General features: G+C 61.7%; 13 protein-coding genes. 6 read left to right on the top strand and 7 right to left on the bottom strand.

Features of this window, described 5'->3' with window-relative positions; all coding sequences use genetic code 11:
• Positions 1-42: 42 nt before the first annotated feature.
• Both J4E63_RS18390 and J4E63_RS18385 read right to left on the bottom strand, forming a co-directional pair.
• Entirely contained in the window at positions 43-1437 is a 1395-nt protein-coding gene (locus J4E63_RS18390; RefSeq protein ID WP_259333945.1) for a TolC family outer membrane protein, read from the bottom strand.
• A gap of 153 nt (positions 1438-1590) precedes the next feature.
• Entirely contained in the window at positions 1591-2520 is a 930-nt protein-coding gene (locus J4E63_RS18385; RefSeq protein WP_207282889.1) for a LysR family transcriptional regulator, read from the bottom strand.
• 133 nt (positions 2521-2653) lie between these two features.
• Here J4E63_RS18385 and J4E63_RS18380 point away from each other — a divergent pair, with 133 nt between their 5' ends.
• A complete protein-coding gene (locus J4E63_RS18380) occupies positions 2654-3055 on the top strand; it encodes a RidA family protein (protein WP_207282888.1) in 402 nt (133 codons plus the stop codon).
• 187 nt (positions 3056-3242) lie between these two features.
• Here J4E63_RS18380 and J4E63_RS18375 read toward each other — a convergent pair whose 3' ends face one another.
• The 4 genes from J4E63_RS18375 to J4E63_RS18360 all read right to left on the bottom strand — a co-directional run bounded on the left by J4E63_RS18375 (position 3243) and on the right by J4E63_RS18360 (position 6265).
• On the bottom strand, positions 3243-3722 hold the full coding sequence (locus J4E63_RS18375; RefSeq protein ID WP_192260977.1) for a VOC family protein: 480 nt from the start codon (positions 3720-3722) through the stop codon (positions 3243-3245).
• A gap of 69 nt (positions 3723-3791) precedes the next feature.
• Positions 3792-5093: an Nramp family divalent metal transporter gene (locus tag J4E63_RS18370; protein WP_207282887.1), complete on the bottom strand. Its 1302-nt coding sequence runs from the start codon at positions 5091-5093 to the stop codon at positions 3792-3794.
• Positions 5094-5247: 154 nt separating this feature from the next.
• On the bottom strand, positions 5248-5484 hold the full coding sequence (locus J4E63_RS18365) for a hypothetical protein (protein ID WP_092328172.1): 237 nt from the start codon (positions 5482-5484) through the stop codon (positions 5248-5250).
• Positions 5477-6265 carry a VacJ family lipoprotein gene (locus J4E63_RS18360; RefSeq protein WP_207282886.1) on the bottom strand — a complete coding sequence of 263 codons (789 nt, stop codon included), beginning with the start codon at positions 6263-6265 and terminating at the stop codon, positions 5477-5479. The genes J4E63_RS18365 and J4E63_RS18360 overlap by 8 nt, the downstream gene beginning before the upstream one ends.
• 342 nt (positions 6266-6607) lie before the next feature.
• Between J4E63_RS18360 and J4E63_RS18355 the strand changes: the two genes are divergently transcribed.
• The 4 genes from J4E63_RS18355 (at position 6608) to kefC (ending at position 11187) form a co-directional block, all read left to right on the top strand.
• A complete protein-coding gene (locus J4E63_RS18355) occupies positions 6608-7318 on the top strand; it encodes a response regulator (protein WP_207282885.1) in 711 nt (236 codons plus the stop codon).
• Positions 7315-8661 carry a cell wall metabolism sensor histidine kinase WalK gene (locus J4E63_RS18350; protein ID WP_207282884.1) on the top strand — a complete coding sequence of 449 codons (1347 nt, stop codon included), beginning with the start codon at positions 7315-7317 and terminating at the stop codon, positions 8659-8661. Before J4E63_RS18355 ends, J4E63_RS18350 begins: the two co-directional genes overlap by 4 nt.
• A 176-nt stretch (positions 8662-8837) precedes the next feature.
• Complete coding sequence (gene kefF / locus J4E63_RS18345; RefSeq protein WP_207282883.1) at positions 8838-9359, top strand: glutathione-regulated potassium-efflux system oxidoreductase KefF; 522 nt, start codon at positions 8838-8840, stop codon at positions 9357-9359.
• Between the two features lies 1 nt (position 9360).
• Entirely contained in the window at positions 9361-11187 is a 1827-nt protein-coding gene (gene kefC, locus J4E63_RS18340) for a glutathione-regulated potassium-efflux system protein KefC (protein ID WP_207282882.1), read from the top strand.
• Between the two features lie 108 nt (positions 11188-11295).
• On the opposite strand, the gene J4E63_RS18335 is transcribed toward kefC, so the two are convergent.
• Positions 11296-12159 (bottom strand): aldo/keto reductase family oxidoreductase, encoded by an 864-nt coding sequence (locus J4E63_RS18335; RefSeq protein WP_207282881.1) that lies wholly within the window; start codon positions 12157-12159, stop codon positions 11296-11298.
• Positions 12160-12259: 100 nt separating this feature from the next.
• On the opposite strand from J4E63_RS18335, the gene J4E63_RS18330 reads away from it, so the two are divergent.
• Positions 12260-13213, top strand: a complete 954-nt coding sequence (locus J4E63_RS18330; protein ID WP_207282880.1) for a LysR family transcriptional regulator — start codon at positions 12260-12262, stop codon at positions 13211-13213.
• The last annotated feature ends 171 nt before the right edge of the window (positions 13214-13384 follow it).

Raw genomic sequence — 13384 nt, 5'->3', positions numbered from 1 at the left:
TCTGTCGACTCGGTACTAACACCCGACGCCCGTGCCAGAGCCTTACATCAGCTCCGGCGGAAGAAAATCACGCTGCGGTTCGTAGTCGGCCTTCAGGTACTCGGCAAGCTTTTGCAGGTCGTTGGCGCTCAGCGTGCCGGCGGCCTGTTTCAAACGCAGGGTATTGAGAATGTAGTCGTAACGGGCATCGTTATAATCACGTACAGACCTGAAGAGTTGACGTTGGGCATTGAGCACGTCGACGGTGTTACGGGTCCCGACATCCGCGCCGACCTTGGACGCCTTCAAGGATTTCTGGCTCGACAGGATCGTCTGCCGTCGGGCTTTTATCTGTTGGATGTCCGAGTTGACGGCGCGGAAATAGTTACGGGTATTGAGGACCACTTCCCGGCGCTGGCTTTCTCTCAATTCCTCGCTTTGCGTCAACCGCTGATAAGCCTCATGCGCCTGGGAACTGACGCGTCCCCCGCTGTAGAGCGGGACGCTCACTTCCACGGCGACACTGCTCTGGGCAACATTTCCACGGTACCCATTCCGACCAAAGTCAGTCGGGTTGCTGTAGCCAAAACTGTCGTTATCGCCCTTGCGATAAGAAGCCACCGCATCGACCGTTGGCGCATGCCCGGATTGACGCTGACGCACGCGCTCTTCTGCGGCCTCGACGGCATAGTTGCTCGCCAACAGCATCAGGTTCTGCTCGACAGCGCCTTCTACCCACGACTTCGTATCGTTCGGAATCGGTGCCAACACCGGCAATTGATGCTGCATGCCCTCGATACTGGCGTACTCCAGGTTGGTCAGATGCGCCAATTGCTCGAAAGCGTCTTCGACCTTGCGCTGCGCCAACTGGCGATTGGCTTGGGCATTATCGTAAGCTGACTGGGCATCCAGGACATCCGTGATGCTCGACAGGCCACCTTTCAAACGTGCCTGCGCCTGATCCATTTGCTGCTTGAGCGCGGTCTCCTCAGCTTCCGATGCCGCCAGCTCATCGGTTGCGCGCAGCGTTTCAAAATAGGCCTGCGCCGTTTGCAGAATGAGCGCTTGTTCTTTGGCCGACAACTCCAGCGCCGCCTGTACGATGCTGGCCTTGGCAGCCTTGAATTCATACCAGAATGCAGCATTGACCAAGGGTTGTTTCAAGTTGGCCTGGATCGTATTGCCGCTGCGCACCCGTTCGAGCCCCGGCTCGTCACGGGACAGGCGAGTGGCTTCAAACGTAGCGCCGGTGCTGATCACGGGTAACAGATTGGCCCGTGCCTGCGGCACCAGCTCTTGTTGCGCAGCGTAATCGGCACGCGCCGCCGCGAGATCAGAGTTGTGTGAAACGGCTTGGCGATAGACCGCCATCAGTTCGGCCCGCTCAACGCTCGGAGCGGAGAAAACGGACGAAGGGAACAGGCAGGCGAACAACAGAACGCGTTGAGCGCGACTCATGAACAAATCCTTTTGAATGAAGCGATAACCGCGAAAAATCGGCGGCCGCCCCGATGGGGCGCCGAAACTAAGGCAGTTGGGAGAAGAGGTCAAGCGTTCAGGCACAGCGTCGCAGTCGATGCCACCACCCCATAACGTATGCGGACAAGCCCGCTATTGCCCTCTCCCCTTGGCGTCGACGGGCGCATGCTGCGCCATCAGTTCCACCACCCAATCGATGAACACCCGCAGCTTGGCATTGACGTGGCGATTCGGAGGGTAAGCCACGTAGAGCGGCATCGGGTCGAGGTGCCAGTCTTCGAACAACTGCACCAACTCGCCTTGCGCCTGGTGACGCCGGGACATGTACTCCGGCAACCAGAGCACGCCCAGCCCCGCCAGACCGGCGGCGAGGTAGGCGTTGCCATCGTCGATGGCCAGGGCGTAGCGCCCTTTGACGTAAAGCAGCTCACTGCCACGGCGCATGGCGTAAGGCAGGGATTTACCGGTGCGCGCCCACAGGAAACCCACGGTGCGATGCTGTGATTCTTCCAGTTCGCGCGGATGCGCGGGCCGGCCGAACCGTGCCAGGTAACTCGGGGCGGCGAAGACCCCCAGGGCAAGATCGCCGACACGCCGGGCCACCAGCGACTGATCCGTCAGCTCACCGCCGCGCACCACGCAATCGACACTTTCATCGATCATGTCGACGATGCGATCACTGACGCCCATGTCGATCTGGATGTCCGGATAACGTTCATAGAACGCCGGCAAGGCCGGTACCAGGATCATCACTGCCAGCGGGCTCGGCACGTCCACCCGCAGACGCCCGCGGGGGAGCGCCTGGGCGCTGGAGACGCTGGTCTCGGCATCGTCCATGTCGGCCAGCAAACGGATCACCCGTTCGTAATAAATGGCACCGTCGGCGGTGACATTGACCTTGCGCGTGGTGCGGTTGAGCAACTTGACCCGCAACCGTGCCTCAAGCTGCTGCACCAATTGGGTCACGGTGGTCTTGCTCATGTGCAGGGTTTCCGCCGCCTTGGTGAAGCTGCCCGCTTCCACGACTCGCACGAACGCTTGCATCGCATCAAAACGATCCATTTCTGCCCCGGGTATCGATCCGATTGTTTGGAATTTACAAACAGTGATCGCCAAGGTTGCTCGTTTATCGCCTGAACACAAGCCCCTAGAGTGAGTTCATCGTTTGGAACCCACTTTTTGATGGAGGTATTTCATGACACAGCGCGATGTAGTTTTCCCGCCCGGACGCCAGGCACTGTATGAGCGCAATCGCTATTCACCGGCAATTCGTTCCAATGGTTTCCTGTTCGTGTCGGGGCAAGTCGGCAGCACCGCCGACGGTTCGCCGGAACCCGACCTGGAAGCTCAGGTGCGGCTGGCGTTCAACAACCTGAAGGCGATCCTGGCCGCGGCCGATTGCAGCTTTGACGATGTGGTGGATGTGACGGTGTTCATGGTCGATCCCGAGTCGACCTTCGAACGGATCTGGAGCGTTGTGCCCGAATTCTGGGGCAGCGCGCCGCATCCGACACTGACGGCGGTGGGCGTGACGTGGTTGTATGGTTTTCAGTTCGAGATCAAGGTGATTGCCAGGTTGCCTGAGGCCACCTCGTGATATCGAGTGTGGGAGCGAGCCTGCTCGCGATAACGGTGGGTCAGCTTGCATCACTGTTGGCTATGCCGACGCCATCGCGAGCAAGCTCGCTCCCACAGGGGATTCGGACAGGCCGAAAGATCGAAGCCACCAACGATCCAGTGTGGGAGCAGCTCACTCCCACAAGGGAATGGAAGTGCTGCGCCGGCTAACCTTTCACCGCCGCTTCAATCGCCGCAATGTCGATCTTGGTCATCGTCATCATGGCCTCGAAGGCCCGCTTGGCGACGGCCTTGTCAGGACTGGCGACCGCTTCAAGCAACACACGCGGGCTGATCTGCCACGACAAGCCCCACTTGTCCTTGCACCAGCCACAGGCACTGGCCTGGCCGCCGTTGTCGATGATCGCGTTCCACAAGCGGTCCGTTTCGGCCTGGTCTTCAGTTGTAATCTGGAATGAAAAGGCCTCGCAGTGCTTGAACACCGGCCCGCCGTTGAGGCCAATGCAAGGGATGCCGATCACCGTGAAATCCACCGTGATCACATCGCCCTCCTTGCCCGACGGATAATCGCTCGGGGCCTGATAGACGGCGTTCACCGCACTGTCGGGAAACGTTTTGGCGTAGAACTGCGCAGCTTCCTGGGCATTGCCGTCGTACCAGAGGCAGATCCTGTTTTTATTGTTCATTCCGCTTCTCCGAGAGGGACTGGACGATAAAGTCTAGCAGTCCCCCCGAAAGTTGCAGATGGCCGGGCCTCAGGTAAACAGATCGACCCCCAGCTGGAACGCGACCCACAACGCCAGGCCCGTGGCAAACATCAGCGCGATGTTCTCGAACAGGTTGTTGCGATATTCCTTGCCCAGCAGGGACTTCTGGTTGGACATGATCAGCAGGCCCAGGGAAATCACCGGCAAGCCGATGATGTTCAGCGCGTTGACGCCGATGGTCAGCGTGACGAAGTCCGGCATGCCGGGGAGCGACCAGATCAGCGGCGTCACGAGAATGAACAACATGAACCATTTGTGCATCGGATCATGGTGGAACTCTTTGCCGTAACGCTCCCGGCGCTCGGGCCGCACGTGCTGGAAGGCATCGGTGATCAGCATCGGAAACGCCGTGGTCTTGCCGGAGATGCTGGCGAACAGCGTGGCGAACACACCGATGAAGAACACGTACCAACCGATCGAGCCGAAGAACATTTCCAGGGCCTTGCCCAGATCGCCCAGGGTTTTGACCTCAATGCCGTTGGGTCGCAGGATTTCCGCACCGACGATCCAGATCGCCAGGTTGATGATGATCCCGACAAACACCGCAAACAGCAGGTCGTTACGCTGGATACGCTTGTGTTCAGGCCCCACCCAACCCTTCTGGCGCATGACATACGGATGGACGAAGTTGGCGATGGAGCCGGCCACCGCACCGATTACCGAGACGGCCACCAGCAGCGCACCGTGCACGCCTTCATCGGGCGGAATGCTGAAGCCGATGGTGCCTTTGACGATACCTGCGACATCCGGGCCGGACATCACCGCCAGGGCCAGGAACGCCAGCGTCATGATCGCCAACAGGCCTTTCATCACGCCTTCGATCATCGAATAGATATTGCGCCCGACGAGCATCCACACCGCCAAGACCACTGCCACCGAGCACAGCAGTGGATAGTCGACCTTGAGCAACATGGCCAGTGCTTCGCCAGCCCCCTTGATCATGTAGGCATTCATCAGGTGCCCCATGAGCAGCGCATACACCAGCAGGAACCAGGCGAAAAACGGATTGAGCTGGGCATAACCTTGCAGGATGGTCATACCCTGGTTATTGCAGAGCTGGAAGCGTGCGATGATGTTGACGATCAGGTAGCGCAGCAGCAGAGAAACCGCCAGCACCCACATCATTGCGTAGCCGTAGTTCGCCCCCGCCACGGATGAGGTGATCAGGTCGCCGGCACCCAGCCAGGAAAGAACGGCAATGATGCCGGGGCCGAGAAGCTTGAGCAGACGCACGAAACGGCCTTGCACGGGCGCCGCAGCCTTGCCTTCAGCGGAAGGAATGCTCGTCATGGATGGAGTCTCCGTTTATTTTTTTTGTGAGAAACGGCCACAGTCGAACATATTAGATACGACGTCGTACAACCATTATTCATGCGTAATTATGTAAAAATGTTTCATGGCATTCGCCCCCCGATGTACCGCTGTATTCAAGAGCAAATTGCCACTAATCCTTCACCTGCTCGCCGTTATCGACCAACCAGCGCACCATCTTCGCCAACGGCACCCGATGCTGCTGGATGGCGCACCAACTGACGTGTTCATGGCGATACAACTCGACATAACGGTTGAGCAGCACATGGCGACCATCCTCGGCCAAGCGCAATTCAACTTCACGACAGTGCAATACATCCGGCTCGAGCGAGCGCATTCGCCGATGCAAGACCAGCGCCTGATTATTCATCGGCAGCGGCTCCATCCTGGCACTGGGGGTGGCCCTCCACCACCGCTCCCAACTTGCCCTGCGCGACAAGATCGGCACGCCGCTGCGCCGTGGCATCGCGAAGTGCCACGTAGTAATCCGGTTCGGCCTGCAACTCGTCGGTCAGTGGCAATGCCTCGGCACGGCCATCGACAACGCCGCCGACGGTGTTGATCGTGCCCAGGGTGTCGACGGTGCTGCTGTTGTCGCCGAACGGGTCGACGGCAAAACTCAGCACTTTGCCCGTCGCGTCCCTCAGGTTGGCGCTGCCCAGCAACGGCAATTCCACGGTGGGCCCGGGGGCGAGGTTCCAGACGCCGAAGGTCTGGCCGAAATCGGCCTTGTGGCGCTCGATGCCCAGCTTGCCCGACACATCGATCAGCCCGACGATGCCCGCAGTGGTGTTGATGACGAAACGGCCCAGTGTGTTGACCGAGCGTTGGGCATTGCCTTGCAGCAAGTCGTTGATGAACACCTTGGGCTCGCCGAAGTTCGCCACGAAGTTGTGGACGCCGGCCTGGAACATCTCCGGCAACTTGAGATAACCACGGGCCACCGGGGCCAGCGCATAGTCATCCACGGTTCGGTTGAAGGCGAATATGCCGCGGTTAACCGGTTCTGCGGGATCGTAAACGGTGTAGGTCGCGCTTTCACACGAGCCCGGCGTTGCAGCGGGCGTACTGGAGCAACCGCTGGCGAGTGCCGCCAATACAACCACGACGGTGGATCGAACGAACAACGGAGCGGGCTTGGTGATCGGCATACAGGGTTATCTCGGCGAGGAATGGGATGCTGCCTAGGCCGGTCGAAAACCAAACACCGCCCCTGTGGCGAGGGAGCTTGCTCCCGCTTGAGTGCGAAGCGCTCACCGATTTTTTTTGGGGCCGCTTCGCGACCCAGCGGGAGCAAGCTCCCTCGCCACAGGGTTCAGTGTTGGTGGGTGGTTTAACTGACCGACATCAAGGCCATCCTGCCGCCGTTTTCTTGCCCGCAGATTTCCAGAATATTGCCCGCCGGCAACTTTATTACCGGGTTGAAATATATGACGCGGGCCCTGGATTGACCCTAGTATCCCCTCCTGTATTCATTACCCTGCGTGCCCACCGTGAGCCATTTATTACTGGTGGACGATGACCTCGAAGTCCTCGCCCTCTTGCGCAAGTTCCTCGAACAGCATGGCTACAGCGTGGATGTGGCTGCCGACGGCAATGCCCTGTGGCAGGCGGTGGAGCGCCGGGTACCGGACCTGATCATCCTCGACGTCATGTTGCCGGGCGACAACGGGCTGGTGCTATGCCAACGGCTGCGGGCCGAACACACGGTCGGCATCATCATGCTCACCGCCATGGGCGAGTTGAGTGATCGCGTCGTCGGCCTGGAGCTGGGGGCGGACGATTACCTGACCAAGCCCTTCGATGCGCGGGAGCTGCTGGCCCGGGTGCGTGCCGTGCTGCGGCGCACCGGTGAAGCCAGGGCCGCGTCGAGCGACGCCTCCCGGCCCATCCTGGAGTTCGAAAACTGGCAACTGGACGTCACCCGCCGCGAGCTGCGCTCACCGGACAAGGTCATGATCCCGCTGTCCACCGGCGAGTTCGAACTGCTACTGGTGTTTGCCGAACACCCGCGCCGGGTGCTGACTCGCCAACAGTTGCTGGACCTGGCCCGCGGCGAAACCTTCGAGGCGTTCGACCGCAGCATCGACGTCCAGGTCAGCCGCCTGCGGCGCAAATTGGAGACCGACATCACCGGGACGTCGATGATCCGCACCGTGCGCAACAGCGGCTACCTCTTCAGCCCTCACGTGGTGAAGCGATGAAACCCTCGCGCTCGGGCACTCAACGTCCACGGGACACGGTGGCGCGCTGGATCGCCCTGACCACCATGATCGCCATGCTGACCTTGCTGGCCCTCAACGAACTGTTCAGCCTGCTGGCCGGTGCCTGGGCGCGCCCTCCCCTGATGGAAACCGGCCTGATGGAAAAGGCCGCCGCCATCACCCGCATCATCGACTCCGTCACCCCCGAACAACGCCCCGCGATTGCCGCGGCCGCCAGCGACCAGGCGTTCAACGCGCACTGGTTGCAGCGGCATGAAGAGGCGCGCTTGCCGGTGATCGACGACCCGGAGTTCAGTGAAGGTTCGACGCTCCTGCGCCAGCAATTGGGCCGGCCGGACGCCAGGATCGAAGCCTACGAACCGGGCGACTGGCCGACCGACCAACCGGATGCACGCTACGCGGTGATCATCGAACTGGCCGACCATTCGTGGGTGATCTTCTCCGTGCCGTCGCGCAGTTGGGGGCTGGGCGAATGGGCGCGTAACGGGATCATCATCGCGCTGATCCTGCTCTCGACCTTGATCGTCGCGCTGATCGCCACCCGGCACCTGGCCGCACCGCTGGAACGCTTTGCCGAAGGCGCCCGACGCTTTGGCGTCGACCACCAGGCGCCACCGATTCCGGTCATCGGCCCCCACGAAATCCGCCAGGCGATCCTCGCGTTCAATGCCATGCAGGCCCAGCTCAAGCACTTCCTGCAGGACCGCACCCAGATGCTCGCCGCCATCTCCCACGACTTGCGCGCGCCGCTGACCCGCATGCGCCTGCGCGGGGAGTTCATCGAGGATGCCGAGCAGCAATCGCGCCTGTTCAGGGACGTGGACGAAATGCAGGCGATGGTCAATTCAGCCCTGGAGTTCTTCCGCGACGATGCCCGGCTTGAACATGCCACCGCGTTCGACCTGGCCGAACTGCTGCACACCATCGTCGATGACCTCAAGGACGCCGGCACCGAAGTTGGATTCGAAGGTACCCAGCGCTTGGTGTATGTCGGTCGGCCCATCGGCATCAAGCGCGCCTTGGTCAACCTGATCGACAATGCAATCAAATATGGCGGCGAGCCGACGGTTCGACTCGAAGCCGACGCCCACCGTGTGGACATTCGCATTCTGGATCGAGGACCTGGTATCGCCGCCCAACACCTTGAGCAAGTCTTCACGCCGTTCTTTCGTATCGAAGGTTCTCGCAACAAGCACACTGGCGGCGTCGGGCTCGGCCTGTCGGCGGCCCGGGCGACGGTGCTGGAGCATGGCGGGACGCTGACCCTGCGCAATCGCAAGGGTGGCGGATTGGAGGCCAGGATCTCCCTGCCGCTTGACTGAAGGCCCCGATGTGTCGATCCGCGCTAAACAATCGGCGCCTTCCTCGGTAGGATGTCCGGCCTTTCCGGCCTGACCCTGTCCCGGAAAGGCGCTCTTGTTTGTATCGCCCGACCCAGTGCCATCGTTCGCGCCCACGACAGACAAGAATCGACGGAGCCAAACCAAGGAATTCACCGATGATTCTTATCATTTACGCGCACCCCTACCCCGACAAATCGCGGGTCAACCAGCAGATGCTCAAGCGAGCATCCAGCCACCCGGACGTGGTCATACGTTCGCTCTATGCGCTTTATCCCGACTTCGACATCGACGTCGAGGCGGAACAGCGTGCGGTGGAACAAGCAGAGCTGGTCGTCCTCCAGCACCCGATGTACTGGTACAACTCCCCGCCCTTGCTGAAATTGTGGATCGATAAAGTCTTCACCCACGGCTGGGCCTATGGCAAAGGCGCCACGGCTCTCAAGGACAAATCCCTGCTGTGGGCCGTGACCACCGGCGGCGATCAGGAGCATTTCCAGATTGGCGACTACCCAGGCTTTGCCGCACTGGCCCAACCCCTCCACGCCACGGCCATCTATTGCGGCATGCGCTGGCTGGAGCCGGTCGTCGTGCATGGCGCCTATGCCGCCGAAGCGGATGCCCAGCACGCCCAAATCGAACACTATGCCGCTCGCCTGGCCGCCTGGAAGGAAGATTGAAGTGGAAACTCACAGCCTGATTGAAATGCTCATCTACCTGGCCTCGGCGACGCTGATCGTACCGATTGCCGTTCGATTCGGCCTGGGCCCGGTGTTGGGTTATCTACTGGCCGGGTGCATCATCGGCCCGTGGGGGCTGAAGCTGATTACCGATGTAAAAGCCATCCTGGAGTTCGCTGAAATCGGCGTGGTGCTGATGCTGTTCATCATCGGCCTCGAGCTCGACCCCAAACGGCTCTGGGCCCTGCGCCGGATGGTGTTTGGCGGCGGTACCCTGCAGATGCTCGCCTGTGGCGCTGCCATTGGGTTGTTCTGCACGGCTTTGGGCCTGAACTGGACGGCAGCGTTGCTGGTCGGCCTGACTCTGAGCCTGTCTTCCACGGCCATCGCCATGCAGGCCATGAGCGAACGCAACCTGACCGCCACCGCAGTCGGGCGCAGCAGCTTTGCCGTGCTGCTGTTCCAGGACATCGCGGCCATTCCGCTGGTGGCGATGATCCCGTTGTTGTCGGCCCACGGCGATACACCTTCGGGCACCGCGCTGCTGCTATCGATTGGCAAAATCGTCGCCGCCATCGCCATCGTCGTGCTGTTGGGGCGCTACCTGACCCGACCGCTGCTGCGCTTCGCCGCACGCTCAGGCTTGCGGGAGATTTTCAGTGCCGTCGCGCTTTTTCTGGTGTTCGGCTTCGGCTTTCTGCTGGAGGAAGCCGGCTTGTCGATGGCCATGGGCGCGTTCCTCGCCGGGGTGCTGCTCGCCAGCTCCGAATACCGACATGCCCTGGAAAGCGACATTGAACCGTTCAAAGGTTTGCTGTTGGGTCTGTTTTTCATTGGCGTCGGCATGTCGATCGATTTCGGCACCCTGGTCAACGCACCGCTGAAAGTCATCACCCTGACCCTGGGTTTCATCCTGATCAAGCTGCTGGTGATCAAGATGGCGGGCCGGTTCCTCAACGTCCCCGCCGGCCAGCGCTCCTGGCAGGCGGTGTTGCTGGGCCAAGGCAGCGAGTTCGCCTTCGTGGTGTTTGGCGCGGCGACCGTGGCCGGCATCTTGACCGATCAATGGGGCAAGAGCCTGACCCTGGCGGTGGCCTTGTCCATGTGCCTGACGCCCTTGCTGATCCTGCTGCTGGATCGCTTCGAGTCCGTCACCCGGAAAAACAAACGTGAATCCGACCTCGTCGACCAGCAGAACCCACGGGTGATCATCGCCGGATTCGGCCGCTTCGGGCAGATCGCCGGACGCCTGTTGATGTCCTGCGGCGTCGAGGTGGTGGTATTGGATCACGACCCTGACAACATCGAGACGCTGCGCAAGTTCGGCGTGAAAGTCTTTTATGGCGATGCCACGCGCCTCGACTTGTTGCATGCGGCCGGCGCGGCCCAAGCGGCGGTGTTGATCAACGCGATCGACAATCAGGAAGACAACCTGACGCTGACCCGGCTGGCCCAGGAGCACTTCCCCGCGTTGCAACTGATCGTGCGGGCGCGGGACATGGGTCACCTCATCACCCTGCGGCAGATGGGCGTGGAAGCGGCCGAGCGGGAAACCTTCGAGAGTGCGCTGGCATTGGGTCGCAGTGCGCTGGAGCACATGGGGGTCGGGGCTTACGAAGCGCGTGAACGGGCGGATCAGTTCCGGCGGCTGAACCTCAAGATGCTGGAGGAGATCGTCGCCCAGCCGGAAGACGACCTCAAGTTCCGCCACGACGCCTACCGACGCGCCAATGCGCTGCTCACGGAGATGTTCAACGAAGACCGTGCCCACCCCGTCGACAGCTGGCCGGAACACCATCGCAACGAAACCGACAAGACGCCGGGTTGACCGGCGTCATACGCGCCCGAACTTGCGCCGGACATCGGCTGCAAGTTGGCGCTGCTGCTGAAACCCAGCTCAGCGCCGTTGCTGGCGAGACGCTGGTCTTTCAGGCCACTAGACCAACGCGTCCAGCTCGGCGAGCATCGGCGCAGGGATCTTCAGCTCACTCGCCGTGAGGTTTTCCCGCAGGTGCCCCAGGGACGATGTGCCGGGAATCAGCAGCAGATTCGGCGCACGTTGCAGCAACCACGCCAGGGCCACGCACAGCGGTGACGCCCGCAAGCGCGCCGCCACGCTGGAAAGGGTTTCCGACTGCAGCGGTGTGAAGCCGCCCAGGGGGAAGAACGGCACGTAGGCGATGCCCTGCCGGCCCAGGTCGGCGATAAGGTGTTCGTCGTCGCGATGGGTCAGGTTGTAGTGGTTCTGCACGCACACCACCTTGGCAATGCCCTGGGCCTGCTTGACCTGCGCGGCCGTGACGTTGCTCAGGCCCAGGTGACGGATAAGGCCCTGGCTCTGTAGCTGCGCCAGTGTCGTGAACGATTCTTCGATGGAGTCTTCCGTGGGCGAATGCAGGTCGCCCCACACCCGCAGGTTGACCACGTCCAGGACCTCCACGCCCAGGTTGCGCAGATTGTCGTGGACCGCCCGGGTCAGCTCGGAGGGGCTGTGGGCCGGGTTCCAGGATGCATCGGCACCGCGCACGGCACCGACCTTGGTCACGATGACCAGGTCCTGGGCATAAGGGTGCAGCGCTTCGCGGATCAGTTGGTTGGTGACATGGGGCCCGTAGAAATCGGCGGTGTCGATGTGGTTGACCCCGCTCGCCAAGGCTTCGCGCAACACGGCGATGGCGGCCGCCGGGTCTTTGGGCGGGCCGAAGACTTGGGGCCCCGCCAACTGCATCGCGCCGTAGCCCATGCGATTGACCGTGCGATCGCCCAGTAAAAAGCTGCCTGCCTTGCCTGCAATGTTCATCTCGTCGCCCTCGGATCAATGTGAGTGGGCCGACTATAGGCGTTGACCATTCCCTTGATAATCAGGTGCAATCGGCACGGGCTGTACGGCGGAGAGAACAATGGCAACGGATATTCAAGATTTGCTGGCCTTTGTGGCCGTGGTCAATGCCGGGGGCTTTCGTGAAGGCGCGCGGGTGAGCGGCAAGTCCGCGTCGAGCCTCAGCGATGCCGTACGCCGGATGGAAAGCCGGCTCGGCGTGCGCCTGCTCAACCGCACCACCCGCAGCGTGGTACCGACCGAGGCCGGTGCCCGGTTGATGGAGCGCATCGTCCCGGCCTTGGGCGAGGTCGAGGCGGCGATGGACGTGGTCAACGACTTTCGCGACCGTCCTTCGGGCACCCTCAGGCTGAACGTGCCGGTCAGCGCGGCCCGGCTGGTGTTGCCGGCGATCATCACGCCGTTCCTGAACAGCTACCCCGACATCCGCCTGGAAGTGGTCACCGAAGAGAGCTTCGTCGACATGCTCGCCGCCGGCTGTGACGCTGGCATTCGCTACGACGAACGCCTTGAGCAGGACATGATCGCCCTCCCCATCGGCCCCCGCTTCCAGCGCTTCGCCACGGCCGCCGCACCGGCGTACCTCGATGCCCGGGGCAGGCCGGAACATCCCAGAGACCTGCTGGAACACGCGTGCCTGCGGGGCAAGTTCCCCAGCGGTGCCATGCCGCTGTGGGAGTATGAGCGTGGCGGCGAAACCATCAGCGTCGACCCGAGCGGCCCGTTGATCACGCGCATTGGCGGTGCGGTGGACCTGTCGGTGCAAGCCGCTGTAGACGGTCTGGGCATCGTCTACCTGTTCGAAGACTGGCTGCGACCCTACCTGGACAGCGGCGCCCTCGAACCGGTGCTCGAACCCTGGTGGCAGCGCTTCACCGGGCCCTTCCTCTACTACCCCGGTCGCCGCTACCTGCCCTCGCCGCTGCGGGCGTTCGTGGACTTCATCAATGCACAACGGTATGGGAACGAGCTCGCGCGTGATGGCGTCAGCACAGCCAACACCCCCGCAAGCTGATACACCGCTATCGCGAGCAAGCTCGCTCCCACAGGGGTTCGGCTGTGTAGCTGAAAATCCCGCCCCACCACAAATCCATTGTGGGAACGATGCCGCTGCTGACGCCTCTGGTTTTGATTCGCAGCCCCGCGGCGGCGCAGTCCTATGCGGATAAAGGAATGCAGGAACGAC

Origin of the sequence: Pseudomonas sp. FW300-N2F2, from assembly GCF_017351655.1 — a bacterium.
GTDB classification, from domain to species: domain Bacteria; phylum Pseudomonadota; class Gammaproteobacteria; order Pseudomonadales; family Pseudomonadaceae; genus Aquipseudomonas; species Aquipseudomonas fluorescens_AA.
Note: the sequence above shows the minus strand (reverse complement) of the source record. Positions and strands in the feature narration are given on the sequence as shown.

Coding starts and splice junctions, on each gene's coding strand:
- J4E63_RS18390 (WP_259333945.1), bottom strand. CDS start 1,437: ATGAGTCGCGCTCAACGCGTTCTGTTGTTCGCCTGCCTGTTCCCTTCG.
- J4E63_RS18385 (WP_207282889.1), bottom strand. CDS start 2,520: ATGGATCGTTTTGATGCGATGCAAGCGTTCGTGCGAGTCGTGGAAGCG.
- J4E63_RS18380 (WP_207282888.1), top strand. CDS start 2,654: ATGACACAGCGCGATGTAGTTTTCCCGCCCGGACGCCAGGCACTGTAT.
- J4E63_RS18375 (WP_192260977.1), bottom strand. CDS start 3,722: ATGAACAATAAAAACAGGATCTGCCTCTGGTACGACGGCAATGCCCAG.
- J4E63_RS18370 (WP_207282887.1), bottom strand. CDS start 5,093: ATGACGAGCATTCCTTCCGCTGAAGGCAAGGCTGCGGCGCCCGTGCAA.
- J4E63_RS18365 (WP_092328172.1), bottom strand. CDS start 5,484: ATGAATAATCAGGCGCTGGTCTTGCATCGGCGAATGCGCTCGCTCGAG.
- J4E63_RS18360 (WP_207282886.1), bottom strand. CDS start 6,265: ATGCCGATCACCAAGCCCGCTCCGTTGTTCGTTCGATCCACCGTCGTG.
- J4E63_RS18350 (WP_207282884.1), top strand. CDS start 7,315: ATGAAACCCTCGCGCTCGGGCACTCAACGTCCACGGGACACGGTGGCG.
- kefF (WP_207282883.1), top strand. CDS start 8,838: ATGATTCTTATCATTTACGCGCACCCCTACCCCGACAAATCGCGGGTC.
- J4E63_RS18335 (WP_207282881.1), bottom strand. CDS start 12,159: ATGAACATTGCAGGCAAGGCAGGCAGCTTTTTACTGGGCGATCGCACG.
- J4E63_RS18330 (WP_207282880.1), top strand. CDS start 12,260: ATGGCAACGGATATTCAAGATTTGCTGGCCTTTGTGGCCGTGGTCAAT.